The sequence below is a fragment of the Streptomyces sp. NPDC051822 genome (assembly GCF_044452745.1).
In the GTDB taxonomy this organism is placed as follows: Bacteria; Actinomycetota; Actinomycetes; order Streptomycetales; family Streptomycetaceae; genus Streptomyces.
Window position 1 is genome coordinate 191883 of sequence record NZ_JBITBZ010000008.1, and the last position, 20647, is coordinate 212529.

Genomic DNA, 20647 nt, shown 5'->3' on the forward strand with positions numbered 1-20647 from the left:
CGCGCCATTCAAAAAGTTGGTAGATTCAAATCATTGGGTGTTCCGGGTGATGTGATGACGTGCTTGGAGGGTGACCGGTATGTGCAGGATCCTCGGCTCCTTCGCCGCCGGGGCGGACCGCCCCGAGCCGGCCCAGCTCGCGGCGGTGTCGGCCCGCCAGCGCCACGGCGGGCCCGACGAGCACCTGGTGCTCAGCGGGCCCGGCTGGTCCCTCGGCTGCGACCGGCTCGCCGTGACCGACCCCTGCGGCGGACAGCAGCCCTACCGGCTGCCCCACCTGCCCGGCGTCCTCGCCGTGCTCAACGGCGAGATCTACAACCACACCGAGCTGCGCCGCGCCCTCGCCGCCCGCGGTCACCGGTTCCCCGACCGCTGCGACGGCACGCTGCTGCCCGCGCTCTACGCCGAGTACGGCCCCGCCTTCGCCGAGCACCTCGACGGCATGTTCGCCGTCGCCGTCCTCGACCTGCGCCCCGGCAGCACCCAACTCGTCCTCGCCGTGGACGACATGGGGATGAAGCCGATCCACCTGCACCACGACCCGTACGACGGCTCCACCCGCTTCGCCTCCGAGATCCCCGCCCTCCTCGCCTTCGAAGGCGTACGGATCTCCCCGCGCGAGGAGTCCCTCGACACCGTCCTCGCCACCCGGACCTCCTTCTCCACCCACACCGCGCTCGACGGCGTCAGCGTCCTGCCGCCCGGCGCCACCGCCTTCGTCCGGCCCGGCGCCGCGCCCGTCGTACGCCGCCGCGGCCCCCACCGCGCCGCCCCCGTCGGCGCCACCCAGGACGTCCTGCGCCACGAGGTGCGCAGGCTCGCCGAGGCCGACGTGCCCGTCTGCGCCATCACCAGCGGCGGCCTCGACTCCGGGCTCGTCACCGCGCTCGCCGCCGAGCACGCCCGTGAGACCGACGCGCCGCCGCTGCACAGCTTCCACCTCACCTACCGGGGCCGCTGGCCCGACTCCGAGGCCGCGTACGCCCGTTCCGTCGCCCGCCGGACCAGGACCGTCCACCACGAGGTCGCCGTCGACCCCGACGAACTCGTCTCCCTCCTCACCCGGACCGTCCGCCACCTCGGCCAGCCCAACGCCGACCCCATCACCCTCTCCACGTACGCGCTCTTCCGCGCCGTCCGCGAGAACGGCTTCACCGTCGCTCTCACCGGCGACGGCGCCGACGAGCTCTTCGGCGGGTACGACCGGATGCGGGCGGCCCTCGACGCGCCCGCCGGAGCCGACTGGGCCGGCACCTACGCGGACGCCCTGTCGGCCGCGCCCCGGCTGCTCCGCGAGCACCTCTACACCGCCGACTACCGGGCCCACATCGCCGACCAGGGCTCGGCCGCCGACCGCATCGAGCAGGAACTGCGCTCGGCGGAGGCCGTCGGAGCCGACCGGCTCACCGCGATGACCGCGTTCGAGACGCGCTGGCGGCTGCCCGCGTACCACCTGCGACGCGTCGACCACCTGTCCATGGCCTGGGCCGTCGAGGCGCGGATGCCGTTCTGCCAGCCGTCCGTCGTGACGCATGCGCGCGCGTTGCCGACGGCGGCGCGGACGGGGAAGCGCGCGCTGTACGAGGCGGGCGCCGAACTGCTCCCGGCCTCGGTCCTGCGGCGGCCGAAGCAGCCGTTCACGCTGCCCCTCGCGGCGATGCTCGCCCCCGGCACGCCGCTCCTGGAGACCGTCCGAGAACTGCTCTCCCCGGCCCGGCTCGTCCTCGGCGGAAAGGTCCGCGCCGACCGGGTCCAGAAGCTCCTCGCCCGCCACCTCGAACGCCCCTCGCAGCACGACGCCCTGACGCTCTGGGCCCTGGCCGTCCACGAACTGTGGACGGAGGTCGTCCAGGGCATGCGGATCCCGGTGGGCTGTGCGGCCTGACGCCCCGGGACCACCGCGTCCCGAACCCGCCCCCGCGACCGGCGCCACCGTCGTCCGCGCCGAGGACGCGCCCGGGCCCACCCTCGTCCTGCGCGTCGACCGGTTGCCCGTCGGCTCCCTCGTCCTGGCGGACGAGCTGGCCCGGTTGCGCGAGGCGCTGGCGGGGACGGCGTACCCCCGGCTCGACAAGATCGCCCTCTACGGACCCACCGGGCGCCCCGGTCACGCCTTCGACTACCGGTTCGTGCAGGCCCTCCCCGACGGGCGGTTCGACTTCCGCACCGGCTGCGGGCATTCGCTGCTCGCCTGTGTCGTCGCCGAGGCACGGCCGGGGCCCGTCACCGTCCGGGCGGTGACCACCGGGGACACCGTGCTCTGTGAGCCCGAGCCCGGCGGGGACGCGTACACGCTCAGCTTCCTCAGGCCGCCCACCGCCCCCGGCACCCTCCCCACCGGCCGGCCCGTCGACCTCCTCCTCGGCGTCCCCGTCTCGATCGTGCGCTACGGCAACCCGTACGTCTTCGTCGACGCCCGGCACCTGCCCGACGCCGAGGACGCCCTCCGCGACAGGCTGCTCGTGCTCCGCGCCGCCGCCGCCCGCCTCCTCGGACACCCGCCCCACTCCGCCCTCCCCAAGATCGCCACCTTCACCGGCCGCCCCGGAGGCACCGACACCCCCCGAGGCATCTCCGTCCGCGCCCTCACCGTCGGCGGCTGGCACCCCCGGCTCGCCGTCACGGGCGCCGCGGCCCTCGCCGCCGCCGGCGCGCTCGACGGCACCGTCGTACCCGCCCCGAGCGGCCCCGTCCGCACCCCCGGCGGGACCGTGACCGTCTCCACCGCGCCCGACCGTGTCCGGGTCCACCGCAAGCGCGCCGAGGTCCTCGAAAAGCTCGAACTCCCCTGGCGTATCCACGCAACGGCGTGAACGCGCACCCCGCTCACCAGGCCCGGACCGCCTTTCCTCTGCCACGCTGAAATGGACCGGCCATCGGTATCCGTGGGGAGAGCAGCCACTCATGAAATTCGAGAATCTGCGTGTCGTCGTGACCGGAGCGTCCCGCTATTTCGGCCGCGCGCTCGCCGTCGGATTCGCCCATCTCGGCGCCGAGGTCTACGTCTCGGCGCGGACCGTCGAGGCGGCCGAACGCACCCGCACCGAAGTCATGGGCTCGGCCCGCGACCGTATCCACGCCTTCGGCTGCGACCTCAGCAAGCCCGCAGAGATCCGCGAGTTCGCGGCCCGCGTCGGCGAACACACCGACCGCGTCGACCTCCTGGTCAACAACGGCGCCCGCTGGCTCGACGGCATGGACCTGGAGGCGGCGAGCGACCGCGAGATCGTGGAGACGATCGAGTCGACGGCGGGCGGCACGGTCCTCATGGTGAAGCACTTCCTGCCGCTGCTCCGCGGTTCGCTGCGGCCCGACATCGTCAACATGGTCGCCGTCCGCGACGCCGAGGGCGCCTCCGCGGCGACCGCCGGCGCCGCCCACGAGGCCTTCTGGGCTGCGAAGAGCGCCCAGGCCGGATTCGCCGACATCCTCTCGCGCAGGCTGCGGCCCTCCGGCGTCCGGGTCTTCTCCCTCTTCCCGCCCGACTTCTCCACGTCGGATCCGCGTTTCGCGGAATGGGACGGATCCAATCCGGACGGAATAGCGCCCGACGAGAAGCTGACCACCCAGGCCCTCTTCGAATGCGTCGTGTACGCCGTCGAGCAGCCGCGTGACTGCTTCATCCGTTCCTTCCACTTCGAGCCCCGCTGACGTCGATGAGCCCACCGAACCGCAGCGTCAAGGAGGTCCCAGTCCCATGAGCACTCCCGTCTGGATCACCGCGACCCCTCCCGCCACCCACGGCGAACTCCACATCGGCCACCTCGCCGGGCCGTACGTCGCCGCCGACGTCCTCACCCGCTACCTGCGCGCCGAGGGCGAGGCGGTCAGGTTCACCACCGGCACCGCCGACCACGCCAGCTCTGTCGAGGTCCGGGCGCTGCGCCACCACCGCAAGCCGGAGGAGGTCGCGGAGGGCTACCGCGCCGCGATCACCGCCGACTGGCTGCGCTCGGGCGTCGAGTTCGACCACATCGTGCGCCCGCGCCGCGACAAGGGCTACGGGCGCTGGGTGCAGGACCTCTTCGCCCGGCTCTTCGCGCAGGGCGTGATCGCGCCGCGCACCCGGCTCCTGCCGTACTGCGAGCCCTGCGACCGCTGGCTGCACGGGGCGCACGCGACCGGCACGTGCCCGCACTGCGGGGCGGTCAGCGACGGCGGCATGTGCCACGAGTGCGCACGCCCCAACGACGGCGGGGACCTGATCGCCGCCCGTTGCGCCCTCTGCGGCACCCCGGCGGTCGCCCGCCGCTGCCGCAGGCTCTACGTACCCCTGGAGCCGTTCCGGGAGACGCTCGCGGAGTACTGGGCGACGGCGGGCCTGCCGCCGCGCCTTGCCGCGCTGTGCGAGTCGCTCGTCGAGGACGGACTGCCGGACATCGCCGTCGGTCATCCCGCCGAGTGGGGGCTGCCGGTGCCGGTCGAGGGCTTCCCCGACCACCGGATCGACGGCTGCTTCGAGGCCGCCGCGATGCACCTCTTCGGCTACGACGTGAAGGGCCCGCTGCCCCGCCGCGCGATCCACTTCTGCGGCTTCGGGCACTCCTTCTGCCACGCCGTGCTGCTGCCGGTGCTGCTGCTCGCGCAGGACATCAAGCTCCCGCAGGACTTCAACGTCAACGAGTCGTACGTCATCGAGGAAGGCGTCCAGGAGGGCAACGTCTGGGCGCTCGACCTGCTCACCGAGTACGGCTCCGACACCCTGCGCCGTCACGTCCTCCAGGCCCGTCCGCTCGGCCGCCGCACCGTCTTCCACCGGGAGCGGCTCGCCGCCGCCCGGCGCGAGCTGGACGAGAACTGGAACAGCTGGCTGTCCCGGCTCTTCGCCGCCGTACGGGAGGAGTGCGCCGGCCTCGCCCCGCAGGCGCTGCCCGGCGGCACCGGCTGGGAGATCCTGGAGCGGCGGCTGCACCGGGGCGTGGACGACCTGCGCGAGGCGTACGGGCCCGACGCCTTCGACCCGCGCCGGGCGGTGGCCGTGCTCGACGAGATGGTCAGGTCGGCGGCCGACTTCGGGCACGTCAACGCCCACGAGCGGTGCCGGCCCAGCACCTCCTGCCGTCACCTCCCGGCGCTGGCCGCCCAGTTGGCCTTCGCCTCCGCCCTGTCCGCGTGGTCGCGGCCTGTGATGCCGGAGGGCGCCGACCGGCTCGCGGCGGCGCTCCAGGTGACGCCGGGGCGCCCGGTCGACTGGCACGCCCTGACGGCTCCGCTCCCCGGGACCCGTCTGGCACCTCCGTCGGGTCCCGTCTTCGGGTTCTGATCTTTCTGACGTCTCTGACCTCTCTGACCTTCGTTACTACTAAGCAACTAAGTACTCCAGTAGTTCACCACCTCCGCCACCCTGCCGCGTGACCGTGCGCGCGAGCGACGCGCAGGGACACGTGGCCCCCACTCCTCAGGAGCCCCACGTGTCCCTGCGCGTCGCCATGCTCAGCGTCCACACCTCCCCGCTCCACCAGCCCGGGACGGGGGACGCCGGCGGGATGAACGTCTACATGGTCGAGCTGTCCCGCGCCCTGGCCGAACAGGGTGCCGAGGTCGACCTGTTCACCCGCTGCCGGGGCGAGGACGTGCCGCCGCTCGTCGAACTCGCCCCGGGCGTACGGGTGCGTCATCTGCACGCGGGTCCGCGCGAGGCGCTCCCCAAGGAGGCCATGCCGGACCTCGTCGTGCCGTTCTCGCTCGCCCTGCTCAAGGAGGAGCGGCGCTACGACCTGGTCCACTCGCACTACTGGCTCTCCGGGCAGGCGGGCCGGATCGCCTCGGTGGGCTGGCGCATCCCGTTCGTGCACACCGCCCACACCCTGGCCCGCGTGAAGAACGCCTCGCTCGCCGCCGGCGACACCCCCGAACCGGAGCTCCGGATCCGCGGCGAGCGCCAGGTGGTGGGCGCCGCCGACCGGCTGATCGCCAACACGGCCGACGAGGCGGAGGCACTGCGCTCGCTGTACGGGGCGGAGGGGGCCCGCACGGAGGTCGTACGGCCCGGGGTGGACCTGCGCACCTTCCACCCGGGGGACGGCCGGGCGGCGGCGCGGTCCCGCCTCGGGCTTCCGGGGGACGCGTTCGTGCCGCTGTACGCGGGCCGGATACAACCGCTGAAGGGCCCTGACGTGCTCGTGCGGGCGGTCGCCGAGCTGCTGCGCGAGTCGCCGGAGCTGCGGGGGAGGCTCCTGGTGCCGGTGATCGGCGGGCATTCGGGCGCGACGCGCGAGGGGACGGCCTGGCGGCTCGCCCGGGAGCTCGGGGTGACCGATGTGCTGCGGTCCTGCCCGCCCGTACCGCAGTCACGCCTCGCGGACTGGTACCGGGCGGCGGACGTGCTCGTGGTGCCTTCGCGCAGCGAGTCCTTCGGCCTGGTGGCCCTGGAGGCGCAGGCCTGTGGGACGCCGGTGCTCGCGGCGGCGGTCGGCGGGCTGCCGACGGCGGTGTGGGACGGGGTGACGGGGCTTCTGGTGCGCGGTCACGACCCGGTGGAGTACGCGCGCCGGCTGCGCTGGTTCGCGGCGCACCCGGAGGCGGTGGGGACGATGGGGGAGGCGGCGGTGCGCCATGCGCGGGGGATGAGCTGGCGCGCGTCGGCCGTCCGGACCGTCGAGGTGTACCGGGGGGCGCTGGGCGAGGCGGCGAGGCGGGGGGCCGGGCGGTGGGGGTTGGGGCAGGGGCGGCGGCACGCCCCTGCCCCGACGGCCCCTCTCTCCTGGAGGAACGAGAAGGCCGTCGCACCAGTCTAGCACCTCTTTTTTGGTTCGACCAAAGGTATGGGTCACCCCGGATCGCTCAATTCCGTTATCCAGAAGGCCTATTGACGCATCCACGCCATGGCGGGTCCACGCAGAGACAATCTCTGGATCTCATTCGGGGCCGGGGCCAGAATGGAGATGTCTTCAGGGAACGCCCGGCGGCACGGGCCCCCGAAAGACGGAATTCACATTCCAACTCCTGGAGGAATCATGTCTGCTGAGCACGCCACGGGTATGCGCAAGGCCTTCCGTCAGTTCGCCCTCGCCACGGCCGCGTGTCTCGCCGTCGCCGGCGGCGCGGCCCTTGTGACAGCCCCGAGCGCGGTCTCGGCCCCCCAGCACGTGGTGGCCGACGGCGTGTCCGACGGGACCACCACCGACCCCACCCCGACCCCCACGCCGTCCCCGTCCAACGGAAACGAGTGGAACAAGGTCAGCCCGGCGCCGATAGCTGCCAATTGAGTCGCCGGGAATGCGGATAAGGCTCCGCGGTCACCCCGTGAAAGGGGGACCGCGGAGCCTTGTCCGCATGGTCGGGACACAATGTTCCCGCCGGCCCCGTCGACCGGCCGCAATCAGTCGACCCAGCCGAGCCGATGCGCCCGCACACCCGCCTCGAACCGGCTCGTCGCACCCATCTCCTGCATCAGCTCGGACAGCATGCGGCTCACCGTCCGCAGCGACACCCCGAGCCCCCGCGCGATCTTCTCGTCCTTCATCCCGGAGGCGAGCATCGTCAGCGCCGCCCGCTGCTGCTCCGAGAGCCCGTCACCGCCCTGCTCCGGCGTCGTGCCGTCCCCGTACGGCGACGCGGTGTGCCAGCAGTGTTCGTACAGACCCAGGTACGAGCGGACCAGGGCCGGCCCGCGGGCCAGGACCGCGCCCGCCATCGGCTCCGCCGGATCGACCGGCACCACCGCGAACTGCGCGTCCGCGATGATCATCGTCATGGGCACGGCCGGCGTGATCCGCACCTCCACGCCCGCCTCGACCCGGCGCCGCAGCATCTCCGCCACCTCGGGCGAGGAGACGACCCGCTCGCTGTACATGGCGCGGACCCGCACCCCGTTCTCGATCTGCCGCCGGTCCCGGTTCAGGACCCGCTCCGCCACCTCGCGCACCAGCGACGTCGGATGCATCGACGCCAGACTGTGCTGGATGACGTCCGTGATGTCCTCAAGGACCTGCTGGATCCTGCGGTAGTCGCTGAGCAGCTCCACATCGGCGTCCGAGCGCGTGAGGGAACCGGCCCGCAGGAACGCCCCCGCCAGCGTCTCCAGGGTGCCGTACGCGCGGTCCGCCTCGTCGAGGTGCTCGCGCAGCTGCTCGCGCTCCCGGTGCAGCAGCCGGAGCAGTGCTATCTCCGGGTCGATCACCGCGACCGTGTCGCCGTCCTGCTCCGGGCCGCCCTCCCCGCGGAGTCCCGCACGGAGCTCCGCGCGGGCGCCGTGCTGCGCGGGGTTGGTCGGCACGATGAGCCCGAGGCCCGCGAGCTCGTTCCTACATCGCTCGTACTCCTCCGGAGAGAGACGCAGCTCGGAACCGACCTCGGCGACGCTCGACACCCCTCGCCTGCGCAGCTCCTGATAGAGCCTCACCACGGCGTCGGGTGCCTCCGCGCACTCGGCTCCGTTCTCCGTACCCCTGCCGCCGCCGGTGGTGATCAAGGCGCAGTGACCCCCTGTTCCCTCGAGTCGCGCCGCCGTCACCCTGTCACACGGCTGGGCGGCCGTCCGTCATGCCGATCTGACCGATCTGACATCCATCGTGCGTCATCCGAACTCCGAACTCCCCGCCGGTGCAGCGTCCTCAGATTCCGCGCTCGGCCCCCTCGGCGTCCAGCAGGCCGAGCCGGGAGGCCTTCACGCCCGCCTCGAACCGGCTCGCCGCGCCCAGCTCCTGCATCACCTCGGAGAGCAGCCGGCTCACGGTCCGCAGCGAGACCCCGAGGTTGCGGGCGATCTGCTCGTCCTTGATGCCGGAGGCGAGCATGAGGAGCGCCGCCCGCTGCTGCTCGGAGAGGCCGTCGCCGCTCTTCTCCGCGGCCTCTTCCTCGCCGTACGGGGCGGCTGCGGTCCAGCAGTACTCGTACAGGGCGAGATAGGAGCGGACGAGGCCCGGGCCGCGCGCGAGGATCGCGGCGGATGACGGGTCGTGCGGATCGGTCGGCAGGAGCGCGAAGTTCTCGTCGGCGAGGACCATGCTCATCGGTACGACGGAGGCGAACCGGATCTCGACGCCCAGCGCGGCCCGCTCCTCCAGGTGCTGTGCCGTCTCCGGCACCGAGGCGGCCCGCCGGCTGTACATCGCCCGGATCCGGATCCCCCGGTCCGCCCACTGACGGTCGAGGGCCAGTTCGGCCGGCAGTTCCTCGCGGCGGACGGAGCCGGTGTGCATGAAGTGCACGGCCGTCCGGACGGAGTTCGTCAGGTTCGTGAGGCTGCACCGGATGCGCCGGGGATCGTCGACGATCTCGACCTCGATCTCCCCGCGCGGTGTCGCTCCTGCCCGCAGGAACGGTCCGGCAAGGGCCTCCAGGGCGGTGTGCGCGCGACTGGTGGCGGCGAGTCGCTCCTGGAGGCGGTCGCGCTCACGGCGCAGCAGCCGCAGCAGGGCGACATCGGGATCGACGACGACGGGAGGCGAGGCGTCGGCGCCGGTGTCGCCACCGGTCGTGGGGGCGGTCAGTCCTAAGGAGACCAGTTCCTCACGACATCGCTCCCGCTCCTCGGCGGTCAGGTCGAGTCGGTCCGCGACCTGGTCGAAGGTCGCCCCGGGGCGGGCGCGGAGCGCCTGATAGACGGCGAGGGCCTGCTCGCTGCCCGTACGGGTCACGGCGGCGTTTCTGGACACGGTGCAGCAGACTCCCCCCGGATCCCACCTGGATCCTGTTGAATCGCCCCGCTAGACCCTGCCACACATTCGAACGGCGCGCACGAGGTTCACCGCAGCTCAGGAGGGCTCACGGGCGGTCGGCAACCGGTCAGGCGGTGGGGGCTTCGGACCGGCAGTCGGGGCACAGGCCCTTGAACACGATCTCGGCGTCCTCGACCTGCCACGCGGGCAGGGCACCCCGGGGCGGCTCGGGCGCGGTCGCGTCGACGTTCTCCACGCGGCCGCAGGCGACGCACAGCGCGTGCTGGTGCACGGGTCCCGCGATCTCGAACACGGCGGGCAGGCCGGGCCGGTCGAACTTGCCGACGAGGCCCGTCTCCTGGAAGTGCCGCAGCATCTCGTACACGGCCTGGCTGGTCAGCGTGCCGAGCCGCTCGCGCGCGGTCGTGGTGATGGCCTCGACGTCGAGATGGCCGCCCGCGGCGAGCACCGTGAGCACTTCGAGGCGCGGGCCCGTGACCCGCAGCCCGACGTCGCGCAGGCGCTGGATCACCGCCTCGCGGCCCGTCAGCTCTTCCACGACTGCCATCTTCTCCGCCTGCCACCTGGTCGGCTCAAACTTTTGTAGGCATCGTACCTGTTGCTCGTCAACCTCGTCAGGCGCTCTTCGGCCGTTCGTCAGTCGTCCGGCCTGCACACGAGCAGGACGCTCTCGGTCCTGTCGTCGATCCGGTGGCGCCGCCGGCCCTCGATGTGCAGGCCCGCCGAGTGGAGCTCCGTCGCGAGCCGTTCGGGGTCCACGATCCACTTGTCGGTGGTCAGCACCACCCGCTCGGTGGACAGCTTGCCGGTCCTGGCCGTGTAGTACGTGATCCGCTCGCTCATCGACGGCAGGTCGAAGACCTGCCTGGCCACCACCCACTCGTCGATCCCGTCGAAGCGCGGCACCTGGAAGGCCCAGGTCCTGCGGGGCTCCGCGATGAGTCCGGGCAGCCGGTGCGCGGTGTAGTCGAGGGCGAGCGCCCCGCCCGACTCCAGATGGCCGGCGATCTCGCGGAGCAGCGCGGGCCGACGCGCGGGCGGTACGGCCGTGACCATGGCGCCCGCGAGCAGGGCCAGCCGGTAACTCCCTTCGAGCCGCAGCTCGGTGAGCTCGGACCGGCGGGTGACGACGAGCCCGGCGACCTGGGGGCCGATCCGGCGGGCCCAGCCTTCGAGGCGCTCCAGGGCCGAGGCGTCCCGGTCGACGGCTTCCACGGCGAAGCCGTGCCGGGCGAACGGGACGGCGAGCCGCCCTGCGCCGGAGCCGAGGTCCAGGACGGGTCCGCCGGTGGAGCGGGCGAGGCTGAGGTACCGGACGATGTCCGCGCTGTGCGGGCCGAGCAGGGCATCGTGCAGCCAGACGGAGCCCTCGTCGACGGGGGCCACCGATTCGAGTCCCGGCAGGGTGTCGGACTCGATCCGGATGCCGGTTCCGGGGGCGGGCTCCCGCTCCCGGTCGTATCGGGACGGCAGGACCGGCGCGAGCGCTGCGGGCACGACGGGCAGGGATGTGCCGCTCGGTGTGTGCATCGCTCCTCCAGGGGCTCGCTCGGTCCATGCCGTCCGGACGAGGTACCCGTGCCGCCGGGACCGCGCCGCTGGACCCATCCTGACCTGGGGAACGAGCCCTGATCCAGAAGATGGGGCTGCGTGAACACGCGATGGCGTGGATCTGCCACGGGGGCGCCCACGCCGCGGAGTGCGCCGCCCCCCGCACGGGCTGCCGGTACGCCGGGGGCCGGTCGTGCCCGCCAGGTAGGACCCGGCGAGTGAGCCGAAGGGGCGCGGCCGGGGGAACAGGCCCGAGCGCGCGGAGCCTCCTGAGGAACGAAGGAGGCGAGCACGGTCGGGGCTGTGAGCCCGGCTTGAGCGCCCCGGAGGCGAACCGAGCCCAAAAGAGGAGGGGGAGGCGAGCACGGTCGGGGCTGTGAGCCCGGCTTGAGCGCCCCGGAGGCGAACCGAGCCCTTAGAAAAGCTGGCGGCTGAGGCGGCGCGGGGCTATCGGGTCGAAGCCCATGTGCGTGTAGAAGGGGAGCGCCGGGTCGTCTTCCGCGGGGAGTTCGACCCGCTGGTCGTGGGCCCCGTAGTTCCGCATCCGGTCCGTGGCCGCCGCGAGCAGGGCCGTACCCACTCCGTGGCGGCGGGATCCGCCCGCGACGGCGAGTGCGTACACCTCGCCCTCGCCCGGTACGGGGACCCCGCCCGCGGCGACGCCGACGAGCGTGCCCTCGGGGTCGGTCGCGACGAGCCAGCCGAGCCAGCCGGGCGCGCCCCCGGGAATTTCAATTTCCGCGCGGATGCGGGGGAGTGAGCATTGGGCCGAGACCATGCGCCGGATCGGCATTTCGTCCAGGATTCCCGCGTAGCTGCTCCGAATGACGTCGGCGAGCAGCCTGGATATCGTCGTCGCATCGCCGGCCGCGGCCGTCCGAATGCCAGCCAGCTGCATTGGTTTTGTACCCTTCGACGTGCCGAGCCCGATCCCCAAGATACCCACGATAGCGGTGAATTCAGTTGTCCGTGACCGATGCGAAATCTACGAATTCGCTTAGTAAATAAGGATGTTCGGCAGGTCGGCCGGTGAAGCGAGTAAATTACCCGGGGAACGAACAGCAGGCGACGACCAGGGGTGCCATCGCGAGCGCCGCCGCCGTGACGGTCAGAAGCCCGCGCAGGACCGGGTGGCCCGCGCTGTGCGGGGCGAGGATGCGTCGCATGCGCAGCGCGGCCGAGGGGCCGCCCGCCGCGAACGCGGACCGGGGTGCCTTCCCCGAGGCCAGCGCGTACAGCGCCGTCGCCAGGGCGTCCCGCGTACATCGCCGCAACGCCCTGTCGTCCGCCGCCATTTCGAGGAGCAGGGGTACGGCGGACCCGCCGTGCCGTGCGAGCGGGAGACGCGGGAAGACGGCCGCGAAGGCCTCCGCCGCCGCCACGAGGAGATGGTGGCGCCCGGCGATGTGCGCCCGCTCGTGCGCGAGTGCCGCGGCGAGCTGGGCCGGGGTCAGGGTGTGCAGCGCGCCCGAGGAGACGACGACCCGGCGCGAGCGGCCGGGCAGGCAGTACACGGCGGGGCGCTCGTCGTCGAGGACGGTGGCCCGGAGCGCCGGGTCGTACCGCCCGACGAGCCGTAGCACCCCCGCGTGCCGCACCCGTACCCGCCGGGCCCTGGCGAGGCGGCGTGCGAACGCGGCGGCGGGCACCGAGAGGAAGGCGAGGGAGAGCGAGAGGGCGAACAGCTCCCGCCCGTCGAGGGCGAGCAGCTGGGCGGGGGTGGGCGGCCGGAGCATGAGCACCGTGTCGGTCAGCCGGTGGCTGCTCTCGCCGGTCAGGACCATCTGGGCGGGCAGCAGGGCGGAGGCGCCCGCGAAGACCGTGCCGCACGCGGCCCAGACGGCGAGCGCGAGCCGGGGCACCTGCTGGGCCCAGCGTGCCCGCGCGAGGAGGAGGGGCAGGAGGAAGCCGGCGAGGGCGACGAGCCCGAGCGGCACGAGGGCGTGGTGGTTCACGCGGGGCTCCCGCCGTCGTGGCGGAGGCGGTACGGGTCCCGGTGCGTCGGTCCGGGACGCGGGTCGGGGTACCTGGCTCCGGGACGCGGGTCGGGGTACGTCGCTCCGGGACGCGGGTCGGGGTGCGTCGCTCCGGGGCGTGGGTCCTGGGGTGGCTCCTGGGGTGGTTCCTGGTCGCCGCGGGCGGCGCGCAGGGCCGCGTCGAGCGCGGCCATGTCCTCGTCCGAGATGACCTCGACGAACCGCAGGAGCGCGGCGGGCCGGTCCTGGCTGTCGCCGAGGGCGTCCCGCATGAGTCCGGCGGTGTACTCCTCGCGGCTGCGGACGGGCTCGTACAGCCAGGCCCGGCCGGCCTTCTCGCGGCGGAGCCAGTCCTTGCGGTGCAGGATGTCCGCCACGGTCATCACGGTCGTGTAGGCGACCCGGCGTCCCCGATTGATGTCGTCGACGATCTCGCGGACCGTGGCGGGCCGCTGCCAGGCCCACAGTCGGTCCATGATCTCGGCCTCCAGCTCTCCCAGCCGGCGCACGTGCATCCCCTCCCCCTGCGAGCGGCTCATCGTACGGGCCGCCTCCCCTCCCCAGGTATACCCCCCAGGGGTACGCTGGCGGGATGTCGACCCTCATGAAGAACCGCCCCTGTGCGCAGGTCTGCGACGCCGGTCCCGCCGGATCGGTGGAGCTGGTGCTCCTCCGCCGGCTGCTCGGCCTCTGTCTCCGGATGAGCCTCACATTGTCCGCCGACTGCCCCGCGCGCAAGGGCGGTTGACACCGACGAAGGGCCCCTCGCGGGGCCCTTCGGTCCATCTCCCCCTGCCCGGGGGCGCTACGTCCGGATGAGCCGGGCGATGGCCTTGGAGGCCTCGTTCACCTTCTCCTTGGCCTGGTCGCCGCCCTGGGCGATGGCCTCCGTGACGCAGCAGCTCAGGTGCTCGTCGAGCAGGGCCACCGCGCAGGACTGGAGGGCCGCGTTGATGGCGGAGACCTGGGTGAGGACGTCGATGCAGTAGACGTCCTCGTCGACCATCCGCTGCACCCCCCTGACCTGGCCCTCGATACGCCGCAGGCGTCTGATGATGTCTTCCTTGTGCTGTCCGTAACCGGCCACGGCGGGCTCCTCGGGGATTGGCGGGGAAGGGCGGGTCCTTCAGTGGCCGCCGGTCAGCTGTCGGCGGCCTGGAAGCCCCGCAGGCGGAGGCTGTTGCCGACGACGAAGACCGAGGAGAAGGCCATGGCCGCGCCGGCGATCATCGGGTTGAGCAGTCCGGCCGCGGCGAGCGGCAGGGCCGCCACGTTGTAGGCGAAGGCCCAGAACAGGTTCGAGCGGATCGTGCCGAGCGTCTTGCGGGAGAGCCGGATGGCGTCGGCGGCGGCCCGCAGGTCCCCGCGTACCAGGGTCAGGTCGCCGGCCTCGATGGCTGCGTCCGTCCCGGTGCCCATCGCCAGGCCCAGGTCGGCCTGGGCGAGCGCGGCGGCGTCGTTGACGCCGTCGCCGACCATGGCGACCGAACGGCCCTCGCCCTGCAGGCGCTTGACGACGTCGACCTTGTCCTGCGGCATGACCTCGGCGATGACCTCGTCGATGCCGACCTCAGCGGCGACGGACTCGGCGACCGCCTTGTTGTCGCCGGTCAGCAGGATGGGGGTGAGGCCGAGCGCCCGCAGCCGCCGGATGGCCTCCGGGCTGGTCTCCTTGATCGCGTCGGCGACCTCCAGGACCGCGCGGGCCTCGCCGTCCCAGGCCACCGCGATGGCGGTCCTGCCGGCCTGCTCGGCCGCGTCCTTCGCGGTCTTCAGCGACGGCGGCAGCTCCATCGCCCACTCGGTGAGCAGCTTCTCGCGGCCGACGAGGACCGCGTGGCCCTCGACGACGCCCTGCACGCCGAGGCCGGGGATGTTGGCGAAGTCCTCGGGGGTGGGAAGGGCGCCGACCTTGGCGGTGGCGCCGGTGGCGACGGCCTGGGCGATGGGGTGCTCGGAGGAGTGCTCCAGGGCGCCCGCGAGGCGCAGTACGTCGGTCTCGTCCGTACCTGCGGCGGTGTGGACCTTGATCAGGGTCATCCGGCCGGTGGTGACGGTGCCGGTCTTGTCGAGGACGATGGTGTCGACCTTGCGGGTGGTCTCCAGGACCTCGGGCCCCTTGATGAGGATGCCGAGCTGGGCGCCGCGGCCGGTGCCGACCATGAGGGCGGTCGGGGTGGCGAGGCCGAGGGCGCAGGGGCAGGCGATGATCAGGACGGCGACGGCGGCGGTGAACGCGGCGGTGAGTCCCTGGCCGGTGCCGAGCCAGAAGCCGAGGGTGCCGAGCGCGAGGGCGATGACGATCGGCACGAAGACGGCGGAGATCCGGTCGGCGAGGCGCTGGGCGGCGGCCTTGCCGTTCTGGGCGTCCTCGACGAGCTTGGCCATGCGGGCGAGCTGGGTGTCGGAGCCGACGCGGGTGGCCTCGACGACGAGCCGGCCGCCGGCGTTCAGGGTGGCGCCGGTGACGGAGTCGCCGACTCCGACCTCGACGGGGACGGACTCGCCGGTGAGCATGGAGGCGTCGACGGCGGAGGAGCCCTCGACGACGGTGCCGTCGGTGGCGATCTTCTCGCCGGGGCGGACCAGGAAGCGGTCGCCGACGGCGAGTTCGGCGGTGGGCACGGTGACCTCACGGCCGCCCCGCAGGACGGTGACCTCCTTGGCGCCCAGCTGCATCAGGGCCTTGAGCGCGGCGCCCGCCTTGCGCTTCGAGCGGGCCTCGAAGTAGCGGCCGGCCAGGATGAAGGCGGTGACGCCGGCCGCGGCCTCCAGGTAGATGTTCCCGGCGCCGTCGGTGCGGGCGATCGTGAACTCGAAGGGGTGGGTCATCCCCGGCGTGCCGGCCGTACCGAAGAACAGCGCCCACAGCGACCACAGGAACGCGGCGATCGTGCCGACCGAGATCAGCGTGTCCATCGTCGCCGCGCCGTGCCTGGCGTTCGTCCAGGCGGCCCGGTGGAACGGCCAGGCGGCGTAGACGACGACCGGCGCGGCGAGCGTGAGGCTCAGCCACTGCCAGTACTCGATCTGCAGCGCCGGGACCATCGCCATCGCGATGACCGGTACGGCGAGCGTGACGGCGGTGATCAGCCGCTGCTTGAGGGGCCGCAGCTCCTCGTCGGCCTTCTCCTCGTCGGTGGGACCCTCGGCGCCCGGCGCCTCGCTCTTCGGGGGCGCTGGCTCGGCGGCGGTGTAGCCGGTGGCCTCGACGGTGGCGATGAGGTCGGCGACGTCGACGTCGGCGTCGAAGGTGACCTTCGCCTTCTCGGTGGCGTAGTTGACGGTGGCCTCGACCCCGTCCATGCGGTTGAGCTTCTTCTCGATACGGGCCGCGCACGAGGCGCAGGTCATGCCGCCGATGGCGAGCTCGACCTGGGCGGTGCCAGGTGTCGTCGTTGTCATGAGGTCTGCTCTCCTCTTTTCAGGGCTCGGTTCGCCTCCGGGGCGCTCAAGCCGGGCTCACAGCCCCGACCGTGCTCGCCTCCTTCGTTCCTCAGGAGGCTCCGCGCGCTCGGGCCTGTTCCCCCGGCCGCGCCCCTTCGGCTCACTCGCCGGTAGTGGCGGCCGCGCCGAGGTGGCTCGGGTCAGGGTTCGGGGGCCGGGGCCCGGGCGTGGCGGGCGGGCCCCGGCGGCCGAGGTGGTTTCTTGATCAGGCGTGGCGGCCGGTCAGCTCGTAGCCCGCGTCGTCGACGGCCGCGGTGATCGCGGCGTCGTCGGGCTCGCCGCCGGTGGTCACGGTCACCAGGCCGCCGGCGACGTCGACGTCGACGGAGATGACGCCGTCGAGCGCGCTGACGGACTTGGTGATCGCGGTCTTGCAGTGGCCGCAGGTCATGCCGGAGACGGCGTAGACCGTGGCGGTGCTGTCGGCGACCGCGACGGCGGTGGCCTCCGTGGTCGAGCAGCTGTTGTCGGGGGTGCAGCAGGAGCCCATGGCTTCCTCCTCGGTCGGATTCCACTTCTCCGATACCCTCGGGGGGTATTCGGCTGTCGAGTCCATGTATACCCCCCGGTGGTATCCAAGGCAAGCGGATCCGCGACTTGACTTGATACCCCCCAGGGGTATGGTGAGGTGTATCGGACGGTTACCCACGCCACCCACGTACGGGAGAGCAGTCATGAACACCGGACTGAAGATCACCGCCTTTGCCGCCGCGCTCGCCGCGACCTTCGGGACCGCGTACGGGGTCGGCAAGGGAGTCGGCCCCGTCGAGGAGCCGAAGAAGGCCGGGCACGGCGACCACGCGTCCGCGCCCGCTCCTTCCGGGAGCGCCGACGGCCACGCCGGCCACGAGGAGGGTGCGGCGACGGACGCCTCCGCCGAGGCGAACCTCCCCGGCGGCCTCCAGGTCTCCCAGGACGGCTACACGCTGGCCATGGAGACCCCGAAGCCCGCCGTCGGCAAGAGCGTCCTGAAGTTCTCCATCAAGGACGCGGCCGGCAGGAAGGTCACCGCCTTCACCACCGAGCACGGCAAGGAACTGCACTTCATCGTCGCCTCGCGCGACCTCGGCACCTTCCGGCACCTGCACCCCGTGAAGGCCGCCGACGGCACCTGGACCACCCCCGTCGACCTCCCCGCCGCCGGCGGCTACAAGGCCTTCGCGGACTTCAAGCCCGCCGCGCCCGGCGCCAAGGGCGTCACGCTCGGCGCAGACCTCGCGGTCCCGGGCGCGTACGCCCCGAAGCCGCTCGCCGCCGTGAACCGGACCGCGACCGTCGACGGCTACCAGGTCCGGCTCGGCGGCACCCTGAACCCGGGCAAGGCCGGCGAGCTCCGGCTCACCGTCACCAAGGCCGGGAAGCCCGTCACCGACCTGGAGCCCTATCTCGGGGCGTACGGACACCTCGTCGCCCTCCGCGACGGCGACCTCGCCTACCTCCACGTGCACCCGAACGAGGGCGGCCCCGGTCCGGACGTCTCCTTCACGGCGACCGCGCCCAGCGCCGGCGCGTACCGTCTGTTCCTCGACTTCCAGCACCAGGGCAAGGTGCGCACGGCGGCCTTCACGGTCACGGCGGGGGCCACGGCGGCGACCGGGACCCCGGCAGAGGCGCCCGCTCCGGCGGCCGGTGAGGCGACGCACGATGCGGGAGGCCACGAGCACGGCTAGGCTGGTCATTGGACTAGACCTGTAGCCGTCATTTATGGAGAAATGGGCCTCGATGAGCAACCGTGCAGTCCTTGAGGTGATCGCCCTCGACGAGGAGGACGCGGTCGCCGCCCAGACCGGCGGCGCCGACCGGCTCGAACTCGTCACCGACATGGCGGCCGACGGGCTCACCCCGTCCACGGCGTCCTTCGCCGCCATCCGGGCTGCCGTCGACATCCCGCTGCGCGTGATGATCCGTCTCGCCGACGGCTTCGCGGCCGGCGACACCGACGCCCTGGTCCGCCGGGCGGAGGAGCTCCGCGCGGCGGGCGCGACCGAGTTCGTCCTCGGCTTCCTCACCCCCGACGGCGAACCCGACCTCGTGGCCGTCGAGCGGCTCGTCACCGTCCTCGACGGCGCCCGCTGGACCTTCCACCGGGCGATCGACCGCGCCGCCGACCGCGACGGGCTCCGCAAACGCCTCGCCGACCTGCCCGGTCTCGACACCTACCTCACCGCCGGCGCCGCCACCGGCGTCGACGACGGCCTCGCCACCCTCAAGGCCGAGGCCGCCCGCGCGGGCGAACCCGGCTACGAGGCCCGGATCCTCGTCGGCGGCGGCCTCCGCCTCGACCACCTCCCCGGACTCCGCGCGGCGGGCCTCGACGCCTTCCACATCGGCGGCGCGGCCCGCCCCCAGGGCTGGGCGGCCCCGGTCTCGGCCGAGGCGGTACGGACGTGGCGCGAGGCGGTGGACGCGTAGGGGCGCGTGCCCGGCGGGGGTGCGCGGGAAAACGCCTGGCCCGGCGTGAGGGGTGCTCGCTAGCCTCCCCGCCATGGAAGCCACCACCAAGACGCAACCCGACGACCTCGGCATCGACACCGCGCTCGTCGAGCGGCTCGTCGCCGGGCGGTTCCCCCAGTGGGCCGGGCTCCCGGTGCGGGCCGTGGACTCCGCCGGTACGGACAACGCGATGTTCCGGCTCGGTGACGACCTCGTCGTACGGCTTCCCCGGGTCCCGGACGCGGCGCACCAGGTCGAGAAGGAGCAGCGCTGGCTGCCCCTGCTCGCCCCGCACCTGCCGCTCGACGTCCCCGTCCCGGCCGGACGGGCCGGAGCGAGCGCCGACTTCCCGCTGCCCTGGTCCGTCTACCGCTGGCTCGACGGGAACGACACGTACGACGCGCCGCTCACCGACCTCGCCCACGCGGCCGTGGAACTGGGCCGCTTCGGCGCCGCCCTCCGCGCCCTCGACGCGACCGGCGGGCCCGCGTCCTTCCGGGGCGGCCACGTCACCGCGTGGGAGGACGGGAACCTGCCGCGCGCCGTCCGGGACCTCGCCGCCGACGGCGCCGTCGACGCGGAACTCGCCACCGCCTCCTGGGAGACGGTCCTGCGGCTCCCGCAGTGGGACGGTCCGCCGGTCTGGATCCACGGCGATCTGCTGCCGGGCAACCTGCTCGGCCGCGACGGCCGGCTCAGCGCGGTCATCGACTTCGGCGGCCTCGGCACCGGCGACCCGGCCTGCGACATGATGCCCGCCTGGACGCTGTTCACCGCCGACACCCGCCCGCTGTTCCGCGAGGCCGCCCGGGTCGACGACGCCACCTGGGCGCGCGGCCGGGGCTGGGCCCTGTGCTGGGGCCTCGTGACCGAGCACTACTACCGAGGCAGGAACCCGGTCCTGGCGTCCGTCGCCCACCGCACCTGGTCCGAGGCCCTGGCCGACCGCTGAGCCCTGCTCCACGGCGGTCGGCGAGTGCCGCGATCCGCCGCAGGACGGGGGTCGTGAAGGGGCCCGGGGGCGGGGTCAGCGGACGACGTCGAAGACGTTCATCTGGATGCCGTTGGCGTACGTCTCGTGCTCGACGAGCTTCAGCTTCTGCGTGTCCTTGTCCGTCGTGCTGAACAGCCGCTTGCCGGCGCCGAGCAGCAGCGGGAAGACGAGCAGGTGGTAGCGGTCGATCAGACCGGCGTCCGAGAGGGCACGGTTGAGGGCCGCGCTGCCGTGGACGATGATCGGGCCGCCCTCGGTCTCCTTCAGCGCGGCGACCTCGTCGAGCGAGCGCAGGATGGTGGTCTCGCCCCAGTTGTCGACGAGGCCGTCCTCGCCGAGGGTCGTGGAGACCACGTACTTCGGCAGCGTCTTGTAGCGGGCGAACTCCTCCATGGCCGGCCAGACGGGGCTGAACGCCTCGTAGCTGACCCGGCCGAACAGCATCGCGCCGGCCTCCTCCTGCTCGCGCTCCTTGAGGGCGTAGACCTCGGGGAGGAAGTCGACCTCCTTGAAGGTCCACCCCGAGTTCCGGTAGCCGGGCTCGCCGCCGGGGGCCTCGACGACGCCGTCGAGCGAGACGAAGGCGGAGCTGATCAGGGTGCGCATCTGGGTTCTCCCGTGAG

General features: G+C 73.0%; 20 protein-coding genes and 1 pseudogene. 10 read left to right on the forward strand and 11 right to left on the reverse strand.

The features are described 5' to 3' along the window. Nucleotides 1-79 precede the first annotated feature (79 nt). From asnB to ACIA8N_RS24265, 6 genes are all read left to right on the forward strand, one after another. Nucleotides 80-1885 carry an asparagine synthase (glutamine-hydrolyzing) gene (asnB, locus tag ACIA8N_RS24240; protein ID WP_365782597.1) on the forward strand — a complete coding sequence of 602 codons (1806 nt, stop codon included), beginning with the start codon at nt 80-82 and terminating at the stop codon, nt 1883-1885. Then, on the forward strand, nt 1875-2813 hold the full coding sequence (locus tag ACIA8N_RS24245) for a hypothetical protein (protein WP_365782599.1): 939 nt from the start codon (nt 1875-1877) through the stop codon (nt 2811-2813). Before asnB ends, ACIA8N_RS24245 begins: the two co-directional genes overlap by 11 nt. A gap of 91 nt (nt 2814-2904) precedes the next feature. Beyond that, nucleotides 2905-3651 carry an SDR family oxidoreductase gene (locus ACIA8N_RS24250; RefSeq protein WP_365782601.1) on the forward strand — a complete coding sequence of 249 codons (747 nt, stop codon included), beginning with the start codon at nt 2905-2907 and terminating at the stop codon, nt 3649-3651. 46 nt (nt 3652-3697) lie between these two features. Next, entirely contained in the window at nt 3698-5263 is a 1566-nt protein-coding gene (locus tag ACIA8N_RS24255; RefSeq protein ID WP_365782603.1) for a class I tRNA ligase family protein, read from the forward strand. 148 nt (nt 5264-5411) lie between these two features. Then, the gene (mshA, locus tag ACIA8N_RS24260; protein WP_399416779.1) at nt 5412-6737 is read left to right on the forward strand and encodes a D-inositol-3-phosphate glycosyltransferase; all 1326 of its coding nucleotides are present in this window, start codon (nt 5412-5414) and stop codon (nt 6735-6737) included. A gap of 219 nt (nt 6738-6956) precedes the next feature. Then, nucleotides 6957-7208, forward strand: coding sequence for a hypothetical protein (locus ACIA8N_RS24265; protein WP_359215969.1), 252 nt, complete (start codon nt 6957-6959; stop codon nt 7206-7208). A 113-nt stretch (nt 7209-7321) separates the two neighbouring features. On the opposite strand, the gene ACIA8N_RS24270 is transcribed toward ACIA8N_RS24265, so the two are convergent. From ACIA8N_RS24270 to ACIA8N_RS24300, 7 genes and pseudogenes are all read right to left on the reverse strand, one after another. Then, nucleotides 7322-8413, reverse strand: coding sequence for a helix-turn-helix transcriptional regulator (locus ACIA8N_RS24270; protein ID WP_365782605.1), 1092 nt, complete (start codon nt 8411-8413; stop codon nt 7322-7324). Nucleotides 8414-8555: 142 nt separating this feature from the next. Then, nucleotides 8556-9599 carry a helix-turn-helix domain-containing protein gene (locus ACIA8N_RS24275; RefSeq protein WP_365782607.1) on the reverse strand — a complete coding sequence of 348 codons (1044 nt, stop codon included), beginning with the start codon at nt 9597-9599 and terminating at the stop codon, nt 8556-8558. 130 nt (nt 9600-9729) lie between these two features. Continuing rightward, nucleotides 9730-10170, reverse strand: a complete 441-nt coding sequence (locus tag ACIA8N_RS24280; protein WP_365782609.1) for a transcriptional repressor — start codon at nt 10168-10170, stop codon at nt 9730-9732. Nucleotides 10171-10259: 89 nt separating this feature from the next. Then, the gene (locus ACIA8N_RS24285; RefSeq protein WP_365782611.1) at nt 10260-11153 is read right to left on the reverse strand and encodes a class I SAM-dependent methyltransferase; all 894 of its coding nucleotides are present in this window, start codon (nt 11151-11153) and stop codon (nt 10260-10262) included. 436 nt (nt 11154-11589) lie between these two features. After that, nucleotides 11590-11967: a GNAT family N-acetyltransferase gene (locus ACIA8N_RS24290; RefSeq protein ID WP_365782612.1), complete on the reverse strand. Its 378-nt coding sequence runs from the start codon at nt 11965-11967 to the stop codon at nt 11590-11592. A gap of 250 nt (nt 11968-12217) precedes the next feature. Beyond that, nucleotides 12218-13129, reverse strand: coding sequence for a M56 family metallopeptidase (locus ACIA8N_RS24295; RefSeq protein WP_365782613.1), 912 nt, complete (start codon nt 13127-13129; stop codon nt 12218-12220). Between the two features lie 182 nt (nt 13130-13311). Then, a pseudogene (locus tag ACIA8N_RS24300) lies at nt 13312-13659 on the reverse strand (BlaI/MecI/CopY family transcriptional regulator); the annotation flags it as partial. A gap of 83 nt (nt 13660-13742) precedes the next feature. Between ACIA8N_RS24300 and ACIA8N_RS24305 the strand changes: the two are divergent. Then, nucleotides 13743-13898, forward strand: a complete 156-nt coding sequence (locus tag ACIA8N_RS24305; RefSeq protein ID WP_365782615.1) for a hypothetical protein — start codon at nt 13743-13745, stop codon at nt 13896-13898. Nucleotides 13899-13955: 57 nt separating this feature from the next. Here the strand turns inward: ACIA8N_RS24305 and ACIA8N_RS24310 are convergent, their stop codons facing one another. From ACIA8N_RS24310 to ACIA8N_RS24320, 3 genes are all read right to left on the reverse strand, one after another. Then, entirely contained in the window at nt 13956-14237 is a 282-nt protein-coding gene (locus ACIA8N_RS24310; protein WP_051751649.1) for a metal-sensitive transcriptional regulator, read from the reverse strand. Nucleotides 14238-14290: 53 nt separating this feature from the next. Beyond that, the gene (locus ACIA8N_RS24315) at nt 14291-16555 is read right to left on the reverse strand and encodes a heavy metal translocating P-type ATPase (RefSeq protein ID WP_365782617.1); all 2265 of its coding nucleotides are present in this window, start codon (nt 16553-16555) and stop codon (nt 14291-14293) included. Nucleotides 16556-16802: 247 nt separating this feature from the next. Then, nucleotides 16803-17087 carry a heavy-metal-associated domain-containing protein gene (locus ACIA8N_RS24320; RefSeq protein ID WP_365782619.1) on the reverse strand — a complete coding sequence of 95 codons (285 nt, stop codon included), beginning with the start codon at nt 17085-17087 and terminating at the stop codon, nt 16803-16805. A gap of 184 nt (nt 17088-17271) precedes the next feature. Between ACIA8N_RS24320 and ACIA8N_RS24325 the strand changes: the two genes are divergently transcribed. From ACIA8N_RS24325 to ACIA8N_RS24335, 3 genes are all read left to right on the forward strand, one after another. Beyond that, the gene (locus ACIA8N_RS24325; RefSeq protein ID WP_365782621.1) at nt 17272-18267 is read left to right on the forward strand and encodes a hypothetical protein; all 996 of its coding nucleotides are present in this window, start codon (nt 17272-17274) and stop codon (nt 18265-18267) included. Between the two features lie 52 nt (nt 18268-18319). Next, on the forward strand, nt 18320-19009 hold the full coding sequence (locus tag ACIA8N_RS24330; RefSeq protein ID WP_365782623.1) for a copper homeostasis protein CutC: 690 nt from the start codon (nt 18320-18322) through the stop codon (nt 19007-19009). Between the two features lie 73 nt (nt 19010-19082). Continuing rightward, on the forward strand, nt 19083-19982 hold the full coding sequence (locus ACIA8N_RS24335; RefSeq protein ID WP_365782625.1) for an aminoglycoside phosphotransferase family protein: 900 nt from the start codon (nt 19083-19085) through the stop codon (nt 19980-19982). A gap of 75 nt (nt 19983-20057) precedes the next feature. Here the strand turns inward: ACIA8N_RS24335 and ACIA8N_RS24340 are convergent, their stop codons facing one another. After that, entirely contained in the window at nt 20058-20630 is a 573-nt protein-coding gene (locus ACIA8N_RS24340) for a dihydrofolate reductase family protein (protein ID WP_365782627.1), read from the reverse strand. Between the last annotated feature and the right edge of the window lie 17 nt (nt 20631-20647).

Bases quoted from the DNA above. Each gene is read 5' to 3' on its own strand.
- asnB (WP_365782597.1), top strand. From the start codon at position 80: ATGTGCAGGATCCTCGGCTCCTTCGCCGCCGGGGCGGACCGCCCCGAG.
- ACIA8N_RS24250 (WP_365782601.1), top strand. From the start codon at position 2,905: ATGAAATTCGAGAATCTGCGTGTCGTCGTGACCGGAGCGTCCCGCTAT.
- ACIA8N_RS24255 (WP_365782603.1), top strand. From the start codon at position 3,698: ATGAGCACTCCCGTCTGGATCACCGCGACCCCTCCCGCCACCCACGGC.
- ACIA8N_RS24265 (WP_359215969.1), top strand. From the start codon at position 6,957: ATGTCTGCTGAGCACGCCACGGGTATGCGCAAGGCCTTCCGTCAGTTC.
- ACIA8N_RS24280 (WP_365782609.1), bottom strand. From the start codon at position 10,170: ATGGCAGTCGTGGAAGAGCTGACGGGCCGCGAGGCGGTGATCCAGCGC.
- ACIA8N_RS24285 (WP_365782611.1), bottom strand. From the start codon at position 11,153: ATGCACACACCGAGCGGCACATCCCTGCCCGTCGTGCCCGCAGCGCTC.
- ACIA8N_RS24290 (WP_365782612.1), bottom strand. From the start codon at position 11,967: ATGCCGATCCGGCGCATGGTCTCGGCCCAATGCTCACTCCCCCGCATC.
- ACIA8N_RS24305 (WP_365782615.1), top strand. From the start codon at position 13,743: ATGTCGACCCTCATGAAGAACCGCCCCTGTGCGCAGGTCTGCGACGCC.
- ACIA8N_RS24315 (WP_365782617.1), bottom strand. From the start codon at position 16,555: ATGACAACGACGACACCTGGCACCGCCCAGGTCGAGCTCGCCATCGGC.
- ACIA8N_RS24320 (WP_365782619.1), bottom strand. From the start codon at position 17,087: ATGGGCTCCTGCTGCACCCCCGACAACAGCTGCTCGACCACGGAGGCC.
- ACIA8N_RS24325 (WP_365782621.1), top strand. From the start codon at position 17,272: ATGAACACCGGACTGAAGATCACCGCCTTTGCCGCCGCGCTCGCCGCG.
- ACIA8N_RS24330 (WP_365782623.1), top strand. From the start codon at position 18,320: ATGAGCAACCGTGCAGTCCTTGAGGTGATCGCCCTCGACGAGGAGGAC.
- ACIA8N_RS24335 (WP_365782625.1), top strand. From the start codon at position 19,083: ATGGAAGCCACCACCAAGACGCAACCCGACGACCTCGGCATCGACACC.
- ACIA8N_RS24340 (WP_365782627.1), bottom strand. From the start codon at position 20,630: ATGCGCACCCTGATCAGCTCCGCCTTCGTCTCGCTCGACGGCGTCGTC.